The following is a 15,972-nucleotide window of genomic DNA, read 5'->3' as shown; positions in this document are numbered from 1 at the left end:
TTTCCCTGCGGGCTTCGACGTATCGAACCAAGAACTTCGAATTTATCGACTGCCGCGACTACTACGTCTCTTAACGATCAATTTATCAGAAGCTTTGCTTCTACGGGTTTTGGCACCCATAGCGCATTTGCCCCAAGGAGTAACCGGATGTTTGCGGCCAACCGGCGAGCGGCCTTCGCCACCACCATGCGGATGGTCGATCGGGTTCATGGAAACACCGCGGTTGGCAGGGCGGATACCCAGCCAGCGTGAACGGCCGGCTTTGCCGATAGTGATGTTTTCATGCTCAAGATTGCCTACCTGCCCAACAGTAGCCCGGCAGTTAATATGAACTTTTCTCAGTTCGCCTGACGGCAGTCGGAGAAGTGCGTGGCTGCCCTCTTTAGCCATAAGCTGAGCCGAAGCACCGGCTGAACGAACCATTTGGCCGCCTTTACCGATTTTCATCTCAATGTTATGGATTTGCGTACCTACCGGCATATTCTTAAGCGGCAATGCATTGCCCACTTTGATATCAGATTCCGGGCCGCTCATAATGGTATCGCCTACTTTAAGGCCGTTAGGAGCAAGAATATAACGCTTTTCGCCGTCAGCATAATGCAGCAGTGCAATCCGTGCCGAACGGTTGGGATCATATTCAATAGTAGCAACTTTTGCCGGAATACCGTCTTTGTTGCGCTTAAAGTCAATGATACGATACAGACGCTTGTGGCCGCCGCCTTGATGCCGGACAGTCAAACGACCTTGCTGGTTGCGACCGGCGTGTTTTTGCAGGCGCTCGGTCAGGGAACGCTCGGGACGATCTGCGGTAATGTCCGAAAAATCGGCTACCGTCATAAATCTTCTGCCAGGAGCGTATGGTTTAAAACTTTTAACTGGCATGTGTGCCCCTCCTTTTTAGGAAATTCTGGTTATACACCTTCAAAGAATTCAATACGCTCGCCGGGAGCCAGTTTTACAATGGCTTTTTTGAAGTCCGAACGTTTGCCAAGGTTCTTGCCCATCCGCTTGGTTTTACCCATTACGCGGATTGTGTTAACATCAAGAACTTTTACTTTGAAGATTTGTTCAACAGCTTGGCGAATTTCAATTTTGTTGGCGGTAAGCGGCACAACAAAAGTGTATTTGTTTTCAGCCATCAATGCTGTGGTTTTTTCAGTAATGTATGGTCTAAGAAGTACGTCGCGTGGATTTGCCATTATGCCAGCACCTCCTCAATCTTGGCGACTGCCTCTTTGGTTACCAGCACTTTATCATGGTGCAGCAGATCGTATACATTAAGTCCAATAGTTCCAATGGCTTTTACACCAGGAAGGTTACGGGACGATTTTGCTACAATCTCGTCATTGTCTGCGGTGATGATGAGGGCTTTGGCTTCCTGTGCTTCAAAGTTACCAAGGAATTTTATTACATCTTTGGTTTTTGGAGCTTCAAAATTAATGGTTTCAACAACCACCAGGCCACCAGCATTCACTTTCGCAGTCAGTGCTGATTTAATCGCCAAACGGCGGACTTTTCTCGGCATGCTGAATTTGTAGCTGCGCGGATGCGGTCCAAATACAGTGCCGCCACCCACCCACAATGGGGAACGGATGGTGCCAGCCCGTGCCCGGCCGGTACCTTTTTGTTTCCAGGGTTTTCTGCCGCCACCGCGTACCATTGCTCTGGTCTTAGTCGCGTGAGTGCCTTGACGCTGGCTTGCCAGTTGCATAACAACAGCCTGATGAACCACGGCTTCGTTTATTTCTACGCCAAATACGTTATCATTGAGTTCCATTTCACCGGTTTGTGCACCGGTCATATCATATATTGCCACTTTCGGCATATAGCACATCCTCCTTTCGATGCTATGAGCCCACGCTTTGCGGTTTGCCGCAAAGTCGCAAGCCTAAGATTACTTAACGGGTTTTACTGTATTTCTAACAACAACGAAACTGCCTTTAGGTCCGGGAACCGCGCCTTTAACCAACAGCAGGTTACGGGGCACATCCACACGAACAACTTGCAGGCGCTGAACGGTTACTTTTTGTCCGCCCATGCGTCCGGGAAGTTTCTTGCCTTTGAATACTTTACCACCGCCACCGCTCATTCTGGAACCGATGGTACCAGGCTCACGATGGGATTTGGAACCGTGACCCATAGGTCCACGAGCAAAGTTATGCCGCTTAATGCCGCCGGCAAAGCCTTTTCCTTTAGCAGTACCGGTCACATCAATGAGTTCTCCTTCGCTGAATACATCAGCGCTCAGAACTTGACCTACTGTATATTCAGAAGCTCCAGGCAGGCGCAGCTCACGAATGAATTTTACCGGTTTGACGTTGGCCTTTGCAAAGTGACCCTTCATCGGCTTGTTGACATGTTTGTCTTTGACAGCGCCAAACCCAAGCTGCACTGCATTGTAGCCATCATTTTCAACTGTCTTGTTTTGTACTACGACGTTGGGGCCGGCTTCAATAACAGTAACCGGAATAACTCTACCCTCAGCCGTAAAGATTTGGGTCATACCCAGTTTTTTTCCTAAAATTCCTTTAGCCATTTATCGCACCTCCTCCTACAGCTTGATTTCGATGTCCACACCAGCCGGCAAGTCGAGACGCATTAAGGCATCTACCGTCTTGGGGGTCGGCTCAAGGATGTCAATAAGACGCTTGTGTGTCCGCATTTCAAATTGTTCGCGGGAGTCTTTGTTGACATGGGGTGAACGCAAAATAGTGAAAATGTTTTTCTCCGTAGGAAGCGGAATAGGGCCGGAAACCATAGCGCCAGTACGTTTTGCGGTTTCAACAATCTTGGCCGCACTTTGATCAAGCGCCTTGTGGTCATACGCCTTGAGGCGGATTCTGATTTTTTGCTGTTTAGCCATTTATTTATTCCTCCTTATCGCCCAGTTTCTCTGAACGGACATTCTCGGTGGAAATTTCCCCGCGCGTGCGGGCCACCTTCCACGTCATCGCCGGTCCAATATCCTGGCAAAAGGCGGCCACGCCGCCCTTGCCGGATACTATGTTAAACTTTTTTTATTACTCGGTAACAGCGGTTACAACACCGGCGCCAACAGTACGGCCGCCTTCGCGAATAGCGAAACGCAGACCTTCTTCGATAGCGATCGGGGTGATGAGCTCGATGCTCATTTGAATGTTGTCGCCAGGCATTACCATTTCTACACCTTCCGGCAGATTTACAACACCGGTTACGTCAGTTGTTCTGAAGTAGAACTGCGGACGATAGTTGGTGAAGAACGGGGTATGGCGGCCGCCTTCTTCTTTGGACAATACGTATACTTCGCCTTTGAATTTGGTGTGAGGTTTAATGGAACCAGGCTTGGCAAGTACTTGGCCGCGCTCGATTTCTTTACGCTCTACACCACGCAAGAGCGCGCCGATGTTGTCGCCGGCTACTGCCGAATCCAGAAGTTTCCGGAACATTTCTACACCGGTTACTACTGTGGATTTCGGTTTATCGGTCATACCAACGATTTCGATGGTATCACTTACTTTTACCACACCGCGTTCTACACGGCCGGTGGCTACTGTACCACGACCGGTGATTGTGAACACGTCTTCTACAGGCATCAGGAAAGGCTTGTCGGTAGCGCGTTCCGGGGTCGGAATGTATTCGTCCACTTTTGCCATAAGCTCGTGGATTTTACCGCACCATTCGCATTCGGCTTTAGCGCAGCCGCAGTTAAGAACTTTAACGGCAGAACCGCTTACTACCGGGATGTCATCACCAGGGAATTCGTAGCTGGAGAGAAGTTCGCGAACTTCCATTTCTACCAGTTCCATCAGTTCTGCGTCATCAACCAGGTCGGCTTTGTTTAAGAATACAACCATGGCAGGTACGCCTACCTGACGGGACAGCAGGATGTGTTCACGGGTTTGCGGCATCGGGCCGTCGGCGGCCGATACAACCAGGATAGCACCGTCCATTTGGGCTGCGCCGGTAATCATGTTTTTTACATAGTCGGCGTGGCCCGGGCAGTCAACGTGAGCATAGTGGCGGTTTGCAGTTTCGTATTCCACGTGTGAGGTGTTGATGGTAATACCGCGTTCTCTTTCTTCCGGGGCTTTGTCGATTTGGTCATAGGCCATGAATTCTGCGCCGCCTTGTTTTGCCAGGGTCATGGTAATTGCGGCAGTCAGTGAGGTTTTACCATGGTCAACGTGACCGATGGTGCCAATGTTAACGTGGGGTTTGTTTCTTTCAAACTTTTTCTTAGCCATTGAGTGTTACCTCCTAAGTTTATTAAATCTGCTTATTTATTTTTCGCTGAAATAACTTCAGCAATATTTTTGGGCACTTCTTCGTAATGGTCAAATTCCATGGAGTAGTTGCCACGTCCCTGTGTCTTGGAGCGCAGGTCGGTTGCATAACCAAACATCTCGGAGATCGGTACAAAGGCTTTAATGGATTGAGCGCCTGAGCGTGCTTCCATGCCTTCGATCCGGCCGCGGCGGGAGTTTAAGTCGCCGATAACATCACCCATGTAATCTTCCGGCACAATAACTTCCACTTTCGCGTATGGCTCCAGGATAACCGGACCAGCTTTGGCTGCACCGGCTTTAAAGCCCATTGAACCAGCAATTTTGAAAGCCATTTCCGAGGAGTCAACATCATGGTAAGAACCGTCAACAACGGTTACCTTAATATCAACCATCGGATAGCCGGCTGATACGCCGGTTTCCATAGCTTCTTTAATACCGGCTTCAATCGGGTTGATGTATTCTTTAGGAATAGCACCACCGACAACTTTGTTTTCAAAGATAAATCCTTGGCCGGGCTCAAGCGGCTCTATTTCCAGCCAGCAATGGCCATATTGACCACGGCCGCCGGACTGACGGACAAATTTGCCTTCTGCTTTAACGGCTTTACGGATGGTCTCACGGTAAGCAACCTGAGGTTTGCCGACGTTGCAACCCACCTTAAATTCCCTAAGCATCCGGTCAACAATAATGTCAAGATGAAGTTCACCCATACCGGAAATAATGGTCTGTCCAGTCTCCTGATCAGTGTGCATTTTGAAGGTAGGATCTTCTTCAGCCAGACGATTAAGGGCCACACCCATTTTTTCCTGGTCAGCTTTGGTTTTCGGTTCAACAGCTATCGAGATAACCGGGTCAGGGAAAACCATAGATTCCAGAATAATGATGTTTTTATCGTCACAGAGCGTATCACCGGTGGTGGTGTCTTTAAGCCCTACGGCAGCAGCAATGTCGCCGGTGTAAACGATTTCAATCTCTTCCCGGTGATTAGCGTGCATCTGGAGAATACGGCCAATGCGCTCACGTTTGCCTTTTGTTGAGTTATACACATAGGAACCGGAGGCCAACTGACCGGAATACACTCTGAAGAATGCCAGCTTACCAACATAGGGGTCAGCCATAATCTTAAAGGCCAATGCCGAGAACGGCAGGCTATCGTCAGCTGCACGTTCATCTGCTTCACCGGTGTCAGGGTTAACACCCTGAATGGCCGGGATATCAGTCGGTGCCGGCATATAGGCGACAACAGCATCCAAAAGCGGCTGTACACCTTTGTTTTTGTAAGATGAACCACAAATTACAGGTGTCATTTTACAAGCAATGGTGGCACGACGAATCGCTGCCTTGATTTCCTCGAGGGTCAGTTCTTCTCCTTCGAGGTATTTCATCATCAGCTCATCATCGCTCTCAGCAACTGCGTCCAAGAGATTTTGCCGATAAAGCTCTACATTTTCAGCCATATCTTCAGGGATTACGGCAGCTTCGCTTACCTTGCCCAGATCATCGGTGTAAACAACAGCTTTCATTTCAACAAGGTCCACAAAGCCCTTGAAGGTATCTTCAAAGCCTATTGGCAGTTGAATCGGCACCGCATTAGCACCAAGACGGCTTTTCATCATATCAACAACCCGGTAGAAATCCGCGCCGGTGATATCCATTTTATTTACATACGCCATACGGGGAACCCCGTATTTGTCAGCCTGGCGCCAGACAGTTTCTGATTGCGGCTCTACGCCGCCTTTGGCACAGAAAACTGCAACCGAGCCGTCAAGCACTCTCAACGAACGTTCTACTTCAACTGTAAAGTCCACGTGTCCTGGTGTGTCAATGATGTTAATACGATGCCCATCCCATTGGGCTGTAGTGGCCGCCGAGGTAATGGTGATACCTCTCTCTTGCTCCTGCACCATCCAGTCCATAGTCGCAGCGCCATCATGCACTTCGCCAATCTTGTGTACTTTGCCGGTATAAAACAGTATGCGTTCGGTGGTAGTGGTCTTGCCAGCGTCGATGTGCGCCATGATACCGATGTTCCGCGTCTTTTCAAGAGGAAACTTTCGGGCCACTATCTTCACTCCTTAGTATTGTGCGTCCGGGTGGTTACCCATTCGATTTAAGAACGGGTTGCTTACGCAACCCTTTAATCGGACAGATTTTATACCCGAACCTCGATTATTACCAGCGGTAATGTGCAAAAGCCTTATTGGCTTCAGCCATTTTATGGGTATCTTCACGCTTCTTAACAGATGCACCAGCATTGTTTGCGGCATCCATCAATTCCGAAGCCAGACGCTCGTGCATGGTTTTTTCACCACGTTTGCGCGAATAGCCAACCAACCAGCGAATGCCCAGTGACAGCTTGCGGTCAGGCCGCACTTCAACAGGCACCTGATAGTTAGCGCCACCAACACGACGGGCACGAACTTCAAGAACCGGCATTACGTTTTTAAGCGCAACTTCAAATACTTCCATCGGGTCTTTGCCGGTTTTAGCGCGAATGGTTTCAAACGCGTCATATACAATGTTCTCGGCAACGCCTTTCTTGCCGTCCAACATAATTTTATTGATAAATCTGGTGACAAGCTTGGAGTTATATACCGGATCCGGCAATACATCCCGCTTGGGAACAGCACCTTTTCTTGGCATCAGTATCCCTCCTTCTTCCAAAACTCTGCAGGTCTCTTAACAACTATTTCTTGGCAGCGGTTGCTCTTTTGGCTCCGTATTTAGAACGGCCCTGGTTGCGTTTGGCAACACCAGCGGTGTCAAGAGCACCACGGACAATGTGATAACGTACGCCTGGCAAATCTTTTACCCTGCCGCCACGGATCAATACAACCGAGTGTTCCTGCAGATTGTGACCGATACCCTGGATGTAGGCAGTTACTTCGATGCCGTTAGTTAAGCGTACACGGGCAACTTTGCGGAGTGCAGAGTTAGGTTTTTTCGGAGTAGTTGTATATACTCTCGTGCATACGCCACGTTTTTGCGGACATTCTTTCAATGCAGGAGCGGTGGATTTTTGCACCAGTTGCTCCCGGCTTTTGCGCACTAACTGACTAATTGTTGGCATGTTATTTAGCGCACCTCCTTCCCCAATCTCGTTATTTATTATTAAAAATTTCGCCAGCCGGCATGCAGTTGGCAAAATTATTAACGACCTGTCCCACTGACCGGCTATTTTAAAAGAGCTACAGCCGCAGCGCCCACTTCAATGCCGCAAGCTTTACCAAGCTCAGTCATGGTCATTTTTTCGTTAACCTCAATTCCTTTTTGGTCGCATAATTGCGCAAGCGGCGCAACCACCCGCCGGTCGGCATCATCAGCAAGGTATACCTTAGCGGCCAGACCCTTTTCCACAGCCCGCACTGCTTGTTTAGCGCCAATGGCTTTCCTGGCAGTCTTTAACCCTTCAAGTTCCTCACTGCTCACAATTCCAACTCCTTTGGAAAAATAAGTGATGTTTTTCAAGGCACTCTAATATATTACCATTTCATATATCAAATGTCAATAAACTATTAGATTTTCTGCAGTGATTTAAATCCACTAAACCGGGTGTATCGCCGGCACTATTTGCCACTGGTTATTAATGCCCATAAACACTGGGTTTATGCACCTTTTTTCAACAAAACCGGGGACGGTTTTGTTCCCGTCCCCGGTTGTTAGTGTTACATGATATTGTATCTATTCGGTAACCAGCTCTACCGGAGGCTTTCTGAGATGAACATTGCGGTAACGGCTCATGCCGGTGCCGGCAGGAACAAGCTTACCGATAATGACGTTCTCTTTCAAGCCTAAGAGCGGATCAACCTTGCCTTTGATGGCAGCTTCAGTAAGTACACGGGTGGTCTCCTGGAAGGATGCGGCCGACAGGAAGGAATCTGTCGCCAGTGATGCCTTAGTGATACCCAGCAGAATCGGTCTGGCAATGGCCGGGTCCCCACCTGCCTCAATGGCATTGGCATTCTCTTCCTCGAAGGTGTTAAGGTCAATGTACTCGCCTGGCAGAAGTTCGGTATCACCGGCTTCTTCCACTTTAACCTTGTGCAGCATCTGGCGAACCATGACCTCAATGTGTTTGTCGTTAATTTCAACACCCTGAGATTTGTATACTTTCTGTACTTCATATACCAAATAGCGCTGCGTGGCTTTAAGGCCGCTAACCCGGAGAATATCATGCGGATTAACTGCACCTTCTGTCAGACGGTCGCCGGCTTCAACCTCCTGGCCGTCGCTGACAATAAGTCTTGCACCATAAGGTATCTGATATACGCGTTCTTCGCCAAGCGAAGCGTCTGCCGGATAAACGGTAACCTTGCGCATACCTTTGATTTCTTTCACTTCCACCCGGCCGGCCACTTCGGTAATGATAGCCTGGCGTTTCGGCTTGCGGGCTTCAAACAACTCTTCTACCCTCGGCAAACCCTGGGTAATATCATCACCGGCAACACCGCCGGTATGGAAGGTTCTCATGGTAAGCTGGGTACCAGGCTCACCAATGGACTGGGCGGCAATAATGCCGACAGCCTCACCGACATCCACCATATGGCTTGTGCCCAGGTTGCGGCCATAGCAGTTAATGCATACGCCATAACGTGAACGGCAGGTAAGCACCGAGCGAATAGCGACTTTTTCCCGCACTTTAACGACCTTGTCGGCCAGGCTTTCGGTAATCAGGTCATTGATTCTGACAATAACCTCACCGGTGGCCGGATCAAGAATGTCTTCTGCCGACATTCTGCCGACAATGCGGTCTTTCAGTGATTCAATAATGCCTGAGCCTTCTTTGATGGCTTCCACTTCGATGCCTCTGACATTATTGTTCCGCACCTTAACTTCTTTGACCGAGCTGGCCAGAACGGCTTCTATGTGCTCTTCCGTGAAGGGGGTGTCTGCCGGAACCAGTTCCACACCTTCACTGGTTTTAATAGCTTCGGTTGTGTTTTTACCCAGCATCTCCCGGATCATGGCCTCTTTAAGAGCTTCCCGGACTTTTTCTTCCGGTGCGCCAAGCATAATGGTCTCAGCACCGGCTGCCCAGGCGACATCGGCTTCTGTTTCCTCAGTCTCGCCCTGAATCATGATTTCCGGAACGCCATGTTCACCAATTAAGCGCAGATTATTCTCATCAAGTACGGTTCCCTGCGGCAATAACACATCGGCCGTTTTGGGATCCAATACTTCTTGAGCCAATACCCGGCCACACAGACTGTCTTTAAGCATATCGATAGCACCGGCACTGGATTTGGCGAGACTCGCCCGTTCCCGTACCAGGTTTATGCCGACAACATCGCAGTCCTCTTCCCGGACAATGACATCCTGAGCCACGTCGACAAGCCGGCGGGTAAGGTAACCCGAGTCGGCCGTCCGGAGAGCGGTATCGGCCAAGCCTTTACGCGCACCATGGGTAGAGATAAAGTACTCCAATACGGTCAAACCTTCACGGAAGTTTGCCTTGATCGGCAAGTCAATGATCCGGCCGGAAGGATCGGCCATAAGGCCCCGCATACCGGCTAACTGACGAATCTGCTGGATATTACCGCGCGCACCGGAGTTAGCCATCATGTAAACCGGGTTAAACCGGTCAAGGGTATTCATCAGCGCGGCAGTAACATCATCGGTAGCTTTGGTCCATAGATCGATAGTCTTCTTATACCGTTCATCATCGGTAATCAGGCCGCGGCGGTACTGTTTATCAATGGTATTGACTTTCTCTTCAGCAGCCGCTAATATCTCTTTCTTTTCAGGTGGTATTTTAATATCCGAGATAGCAATGGTTATGCCTGCCCGACAGGCAAACGAGAAGCCAAGACGCTTAACAGCATCCAGTACCACGGCTGTTTTGGCGTTGCCAAAAATGTTATAGGAATCCGCAACAAGTTTGCCAAGCTGCTTTTTATCCATGAGCTTACCCAGATGCCAACCGTCTTCTTTTTCCTCATAATGTCTAAGCTCATGCGGCAATACTTCGTTGAAAATTACCCGGCCTAACGTAGTGTGCACCAAACCATAGCCCTCTAAGCGCATTTTGAGTTTTTCATGTAAACCCAATGCCTTATGCTGGTAGGCAAGCAGTGCTTCATTCATATGGGAGAAGGATTTCAGCTTTCCATCTTCAGGCTCTCTTTCAATGGTCAGATAGTAGGCACCTAATACCATATCCTGGGTAGGTGTGGCTACCGGCCGGCCGTCTTTGGTAGACAAAATATTATGAGCCGAAAGCATCAGCATACGGGCTTCCGCCTGTGCTTCTGCCGAAAGCGGTACGTGTACCGCCATCTGGTCACCGTCAAAGTCGGCGTTGTAAGCTGTACATACTAACGGGTGAATCTTGATGGCCCGCCCTTCTGACAGTACCGGTTCAAAAGCCTGAATACCAAGCCTGTGCAGGGTCGGGGCGCGGTTTAAGAGCACCGGATGCTCTTTGATAACTTCCTCCAGTACGTCCCAAACCTCCGGACGTACTCTTTCCACCATGCGTTTCGCGCTTTTAATATTATGCGCGTGGCCGGCATTAACCAGCTTTTTCATTACAAACGGCTTGAATAATTCCAATGCCATTTCTTTGGGCAGACCACATTGGTGCAGTTTAAGTTCAGGACCGACAACGATAACCGAACGGCCTGAATAGTCAACCCGCTTACCTAACAGGTTCTGACGGAAACGGCCCTGTTTGCCTTTAAGCATATCACTTAAGGATTTTAACGGGCGATTGCCGGGGCCGGTAACCGGCCGGCCGCGTCTGCCATTGTCAATCAGTGCGTCAACGGCTTCCTGGAGCATCCGCTTTTCATTGCGGACAATGATATCCGGAGCCCCTAAGTCTAATAGACGCTTCAGCCGGTTGTTACGGTTAATTACCCGGCGGTACAGGTCATTGAGGTCTGAGGTGGCAAACCGGCCGCCATCCAGCTGAACCATCGGTCTTAATTCAGGCGGAATAACCGGCACAACATCCATAATCATCCAGGTCGGATTATTGCCCGACTTGCGGAAAGCTTCAACCACTTCTAAGCGTCTAATGGCCCGGATTTTGCGTTGTCCGCTGACCTCTTTCAGTTCTTGCCGGAGTTCACGACTCATTTTTTCCAAGTCGAGTTCTTCCAGCAATTTCTTGATGGCTTCAGCACCCATCCCGACTTTAAAAGCATTGCCGTATTTGTCCCGGTGTTCGCGGTATTCATTTTCGTTGAGCAATTGTTTCTTCATGAGCGGCGTATCGCCAGGCTCAATCACGATATAGGAAGCAAAGTATAAAACCTTTTCTAACGAACGCGGGGAGATATCAAGGATCAGTCCCATGCGGCTGGGTATACCTTTGAAGTACCAGATATGTGAAACAGGGGCGGCTAATTCGATATGCCCCATCCGGTCACGCCGAACCTTGGAACGAGTTACTTCAACACCGCAGCGATCGCAGATAATGCCTTTATAGCGAATCCGCTTATATTTACCGCAATGACATTCCCAGTCCCGGGTAGGTCCAAAGATTTTTTCGCAAAACAAACCTTCCCGTTCAGGCTTCAAGGTACGATAATTAATGGTTTCCGGTTTTTTTACTTCGCCATGTGACCATTTGCGGATTTGTTCCGGTGATGCCAGACCAATACGCATCGAATCAAAGTTATTTACATCCAACAAGGGGGTATCGCTCCCTTCTACCTAGTCCAAATCCTCGTCTATGATGTCGTCAATATAGTCATGCGGATCAGACTTCTTAGCATTTTCCCTGAACTTTTTCGAGTCATTTTTTTTAGAATGGAAATCAAATTCTTCGTCGTCTGCCTGCCGGCCAATGTCTGTATCCATTTCAGCAACTTCAGCAATAATGTCAAGTTCTTCTTCCAATGGATCAATATCGTCACTGGCTTCAAGCTCATCAACCACATCGGCCTCTAAATCCGCGTTCTTACGCTCAGCGGACGGCTGTGGCGCAGTATCTCCGCCGATATTCAATTCCAACTCTTTTGCCGTTTCGTTGATGTCTTCATCTGATTCGCGAATCATAATTTCCTGAGCATCTTCGGTGAGTACCTTGACGTCAAGACCAATGCTCTGAAGTTCCTTGATAAGTACCTTGAACGATTCAGGCACGCCCGGTTCCGGTACATTTTCGCCTTTGACAATTGCTTCATAGGTTTTAACACGGCCAACAACGTCGTCAGACTTGACGGTAAGCAGTTCCTGCAAGGTATAGGCGGCGCCATAAGCTTCCAGGGCCCAAACTTCCATCTCGCCGAAACGCTGCCCACCGAACTGGGCCTTGCCGCCAAGCGGCTGCTGAGTAACCAGCGAGTACGGGCCAGTAGAACGGGCGTGAATCTTATCGTCAACCAAGTGAGCTAATTTGAGCATATATACATAACCGACAGTAACGTGATTATCAAAGGGTTCGCCTGTTCTGCCGTCAAAAAGTTCCGTTTTGCCATCTTCAGAGAGTCCGGCAGCCTGCAGGGTTTTGATTACCTCAGTTTCTGTCGCACCGTCAAATACCGGAGTGGCCAAATGAATCCCGGCAATATCCGGTTTAGGCATGCCATGTTTCTCATGGTCGTAACCGACTTCTTTCAGACGGTCAATCAGGGTCGAATCACCCATTTTAACCTGCATGCCCATGGCGGCAGCGGCACGGCCTAAGTGTGTTTCCAGCACCTGACCAATATTCATCCGCGACGGTACACCCAGTGGATTTAGCACAATCTGCACCGGTGTCCCGTCAGGCAGGAAGGGCATATCTTCTTTAGGCATAATCCGGGAAACTACCCCTTTGTTACCATGGCGTCCCGCCATCTTATCGCCTTCGGAAATCTTCCGTTTTTGGGCAATATAGCAGCGCACTAACTGGTTAACACCTGGCGGCAGTTCGTCGCCATTTTCCCGGGTAAAGACCTTTACGTCAACAATTTTACCGGCTTCGCCGTGGGGTACTCTCAGCGAAGTATCACGGACTTCACGCGCCTTTTCACCAAATATGGCTCTGAGAAGACGTTCTTCTGCCGTCAGCTCGGTTTCACCTTTGGGTGTTACTTTACCAACCAGAATATCGCCTGGGCGGACTTCAGCCCCCACCCGGATAATACCACGATCATCCAGGTCTCTGAGTACATCTTCAGCCACATTCGGGATATCGCGGGTAATTTCTTCCGGCCCCAGCTTAGTATCACGGGCGTCACATTCATACTCTTCAATGTGAATCGAAGTAAAGACATCTTCCTTCACCAGGTCCTGGCTTAACAGAATGGCATCCTCATAGTTGTAGCCTTCCCACGGCATAAATGCAACCAGCACGTTATAACCCAGCGCCAGTTCACCTTTATCTGTGGACGGACCGTCTGCTAGTACCTGACCTTTAACGATTTGTTCACCTTTATAGACAATTGGCTTTTGGTTAATGCAGGTTCCTTGGTTGGAACGCAGATATTTGAGCAGTTTGTAGCTATCCAAGCCGCCTTTTTCGGTACGGATATGGATATCGGTTGCCGTTACTTTTTCAACAACACCGGCATTTTTGGCTAAAGCTACGACGCCCGAGTCACGGGCGGCTTTGTATTCCATACCTGTGCCGACAATCGGAGCCTGTGTCCGTAAAAGCGGTACCGCCTGACGCTGCATGTTGGCGCCCATCAGGGCCCGGTTGGCATCGTCATTTTCCAGGAAGGGAATCATCGCCGTAGCAATAGACACTACCTGTTTCGGCGAAACGTCCATGTAGTCGACCTTTTCTGCCGGAACTACCAAGGTTTCATGCCGGTAACGGCAGGTAACACGCGGCTCTTTGAATCTGCCGTCTTTGTCCAGCGGTTCATTCGCCTGAGCAACAATCATTTCATCTTCTTCATCTGCCGTTAAATAGAGTACTTCGTCTGTTACCTGGCGTTCAGCCTTATTCACTTTCCGGTATGGCGTTTCAATAAAGCCGAATTGATTAATCCGGGCAAAGGTAGACAAAGAACCGATAAGACCAATGTTTGGTCCTTCCGGTGTCTCAATCGGGCACATCCGGCCATAGTGCGAATGGTGAACGTCACGAACTTCAAAGCCGGCGCGTTCACGGCTGAGACCACCAGGTCCCAGGGCACTGAGACGGCGTTTATGAGTAAGTTCAGCCAGCGGATTGGTCTGATCCATAAATTGTGATAACTGGCTGGAACCAAAAAATTCTTTTATGGCTGCCACAACAGGTCTGATGTTAATTAGTGCCTGGGGCGTAATAACATCAATGTCCTGAATGGTCATACGCTCTTTAACCACCCGTTCCATCCGGGCCAAGCCGATACGGAACTGGTTCTGCAGCAGTTCACCAACTGAGCGCAGACGGCGATTGCCTAAATGGTCAATATCATCGGTTGTGCCATGACCTTCCATTAGATTAAGAAGATAGCTGATGGAAGCAATGATATCTTCTTTGGTAATGGTGCGATGGGAAAATGGCAATACTGAGTTGAGTAACAGTTTTACGGGAGTTCCGTCTTTTTGCTTAATCCAGGCAACATGCAGACCCGGGCCGTCAAATATTTTTGCAGCCCCAATACGGTCAAGCACATCCTCTTCCAGGACGGTGCCTTCTTCTACTACAATTTCGCCTGTTTCCTTGTCAACCAACGGCTGACCCAGGACTTTGCCTAGCAGACGGCGGCGCCATCCCAGCTTTTTGCCGAGTTTGTAGCGTCCGACAGTAGCCAGATCATAGCGTTTGGAATCAAAAAATAAGGTTTCCAACAGTTGAGCAGCATTTTCCACTGTTGGCGGTTCGCCTGGGCGCAGGCGCTTATAAATTTCAACAAGGGCTTCTTCCCGTGAGTCGCTATTGTCCCGTTCCAGCGTAGCCCGGATGCGTACATCATCATGAAAAAGCTCCGATATTACGCCATTGGAAACAAAGCCCAGTGCACGAATAAGAACAGTTACCGGCAGCTTCCGGGTCCGGTCAACCCTAACGGACACAACATCATTGGCATCGGTTTCCAGTTCGAGCCACGCGCCGCGATTCGGGATAACGGTAGCATTGTACAGCTTTTTGCCGGTAGTATCGATGGTTTCGTTATAATACACACCCGGGGAACGAACCAACTGACTGACAATAACCCGCTCGGCACCGTTAATAATAAACGTGCCGTTGTCAGTCATGAGCGGAAAGTCGCCCATAAATACTTCCTGCTCTTTTATTTCCTGTGTTTCCTTGTTGTACAGGCGGACGCTAACGCGAAGCGGAGCGGCATATGTAACATCCCGCTCTTTGCATTCTTCAACCTCATATTTAGGTTCGCCCAATGTAAAGTTTTCAAAAGACAGGACCAGGTTGCCGGTAAAGTCCTGGATAGGAGAAATATCATGAAATATTTCCTGCAAGCCTTCCTTAAGAAACCAGTTGTAGGAATTCTTCTGAATTTCGATAAGGTTGGGCATGTCCAGCACTTCATCAATTTTGGCATAACTATACCTGAACCTTTTGCCCACCGGAACAGGATTAAACATTAACCCCTTCACCCCTTAGCCATTTTACACTGACATATCGCGTAAGCTCACTACATATCTTAGCAGCATTCCGCAAATACTAAGTCAGCAAATGAATGATTAAATATACACAAAACAAAGCAAGGCTCCATATCTTAATTAAAGACCTTGCTTCTTTTTTGATGAAAACGATTCATCCTCCATTATATTACTATATCCTGCCATTTCATAATTTATACAGTCCTCAGCTAAAATG

General features: G+C 49.0%; 12 protein-coding genes. All 12 read right to left on the bottom strand.

Features of this window, described 5'->3' with window-relative positions; translation table 11 throughout:
- Nucleotides 1-42 precede the first annotated feature (42 nt).
- The gene (gene rplB / locus SPSPH_RS02330) at nucleotides 43-882 is read right to left on the bottom strand and encodes a 50S ribosomal protein L2 (protein WP_075752826.1); all 840 of its coding nucleotides are present in this window, start codon (nucleotides 880-882) and stop codon (nucleotides 43-45) included.
- 29 nt (nucleotides 883-911) lie between these two features.
- Nucleotides 912-1,199, bottom strand: coding sequence for a 50S ribosomal protein L23 (gene rplW / locus SPSPH_RS02325; protein ID WP_075752824.1), 288 nt, complete (start codon nucleotides 1,197-1,199; stop codon nucleotides 912-914).
- On the bottom strand, nucleotides 1,199-1,825 hold the full coding sequence (gene rplD / locus SPSPH_RS02320) for a 50S ribosomal protein L4 (RefSeq protein WP_075752822.1): 627 nt from the start codon (nucleotides 1,823-1,825) through the stop codon (nucleotides 1,199-1,201). Before rplD ends, rplW begins: the two co-directional genes overlap by 1 nt.
- 69 nt (nucleotides 1,826-1,894) lie before the next feature.
- Complete coding sequence (gene rplC / locus SPSPH_RS02315) at nucleotides 1,895-2,536, bottom strand: 50S ribosomal protein L3 (protein ID WP_075752820.1); 642 nt, start codon at nucleotides 2,534-2,536, stop codon at nucleotides 1,895-1,897.
- Between the two features lie 15 nt (nucleotides 2,537-2,551).
- On the bottom strand, nucleotides 2,552-2,863 hold the full coding sequence (rpsJ, locus tag SPSPH_RS02310) for a 30S ribosomal protein S10 (RefSeq protein ID WP_021168692.1): 312 nt from the start codon (nucleotides 2,861-2,863) through the stop codon (nucleotides 2,552-2,554).
- A gap of 157 nt (nucleotides 2,864-3,020) precedes the next feature.
- Nucleotides 3,021-4,223 carry an elongation factor Tu gene (tuf, locus tag SPSPH_RS02305; RefSeq protein ID WP_075752792.1) on the bottom strand — a complete coding sequence of 401 codons (1,203 nt, stop codon included), beginning with the start codon at nucleotides 4,221-4,223 and terminating at the stop codon, nucleotides 3,021-3,023.
- 32 nt (nucleotides 4,224-4,255) lie between these two features.
- Nucleotides 4,256-6,328: an elongation factor G gene (gene fusA, locus SPSPH_RS02300; RefSeq protein ID WP_075752818.1), complete on the bottom strand. Its 2,073-nt coding sequence runs from the start codon at nucleotides 6,326-6,328 to the stop codon at nucleotides 4,256-4,258.
- A 109-nt stretch (nucleotides 6,329-6,437) separates the two neighbouring features.
- Nucleotides 6,438-6,908, bottom strand: coding sequence for a 30S ribosomal protein S7 (rpsG, locus tag SPSPH_RS02295; protein ID WP_075752816.1), 471 nt, complete (start codon nucleotides 6,906-6,908; stop codon nucleotides 6,438-6,440).
- A gap of 43 nt (nucleotides 6,909-6,951) precedes the next feature.
- Complete coding sequence (gene rpsL, locus SPSPH_RS02290) at nucleotides 6,952-7,335, bottom strand: 30S ribosomal protein S12 (RefSeq protein WP_075752814.1); 384 nt, start codon at nucleotides 7,333-7,335, stop codon at nucleotides 6,952-6,954.
- A gap of 104 nt (nucleotides 7,336-7,439) precedes the next feature.
- Nucleotides 7,440-7,694: a ribosomal L7Ae/L30e/S12e/Gadd45 family protein gene (locus SPSPH_RS02285; RefSeq protein WP_075752812.1), complete on the bottom strand. Its 255-nt coding sequence runs from the start codon at nucleotides 7,692-7,694 to the stop codon at nucleotides 7,440-7,442.
- 252 nt (nucleotides 7,695-7,946) lie between these two features.
- Entirely contained in the window at nucleotides 7,947-11,903 is a 3,957-nt protein-coding gene (gene rpoC / locus SPSPH_RS02280; protein ID WP_075752810.1) for a DNA-directed RNA polymerase subunit beta', read from the bottom strand.
- Nucleotides 11,904-11,924: 21 nt separating this feature from the next.
- A complete protein-coding gene (gene rpoB, locus SPSPH_RS02275) occupies nucleotides 11,925-15,737 on the bottom strand; it encodes a DNA-directed RNA polymerase subunit beta (RefSeq protein ID WP_075752808.1) in 3,813 nt (1,270 codons plus the stop codon).
- Between the last annotated feature and the right edge of the window lie 235 nt (nucleotides 15,738-15,972).

This window comes from Sporomusa sphaeroides DSM 2875 (assembly GCF_001941975.2).
Classification (GTDB): Bacteria; Bacillota; Negativicutes; order Sporomusales; family Sporomusaceae; genus Sporomusa; species Sporomusa sphaeroides.
This window is presented reverse-complemented; position numbering and strand designations above follow the sequence as displayed.

Excerpts from the sequence above, each read along its gene's own strand:
- rpsL (WP_075752814.1), bottom strand. The coding sequence starts at position 7,335 with ATGCCAACAATTAGTCAGTTAGTGCGCAAAAGCCGGGAGCAACTGGTG.
- rpsJ (WP_021168692.1), bottom strand. The coding sequence starts at position 2,863 with ATGGCTAAACAGCAAAAAATCAGAATCCGCCTCAAGGCGTATGACCAC.
- rplW (WP_075752824.1), bottom strand. The coding sequence starts at position 1,199 with ATGGCAAATCCACGCGACGTACTTCTTAGACCATACATTACTGAAAAA.
- tuf (WP_075752792.1), bottom strand. The coding sequence starts at position 4,223 with ATGGCTAAGAAAAAGTTTGAAAGAAACAAACCCCACGTTAACATTGGC.
- rplD (WP_075752822.1), bottom strand. The coding sequence starts at position 1,825 with ATGCCGAAAGTGGCAATATATGATATGACCGGTGCACAAACCGGTGAA.
- rpsG (WP_075752816.1), bottom strand. The coding sequence starts at position 6,908 with ATGCCAAGAAAAGGTGCTGTTCCCAAGCGGGATGTATTGCCGGATCCG.
- rplB (WP_075752826.1), bottom strand. The coding sequence starts at position 882 with ATGCCAGTTAAAAGTTTTAAACCATACGCTCCTGGCAGAAGATTTATG.
- rpoB (WP_075752808.1), bottom strand. The coding sequence starts at position 15,737 with ATGTTTAATCCTGTTCCGGTGGGCAAAAGGTTCAGGTATAGTTATGCC.
- rplC (WP_075752820.1), bottom strand. The coding sequence starts at position 2,536 with ATGGCTAAAGGAATTTTAGGAAAAAAACTGGGTATGACCCAAATCTTT.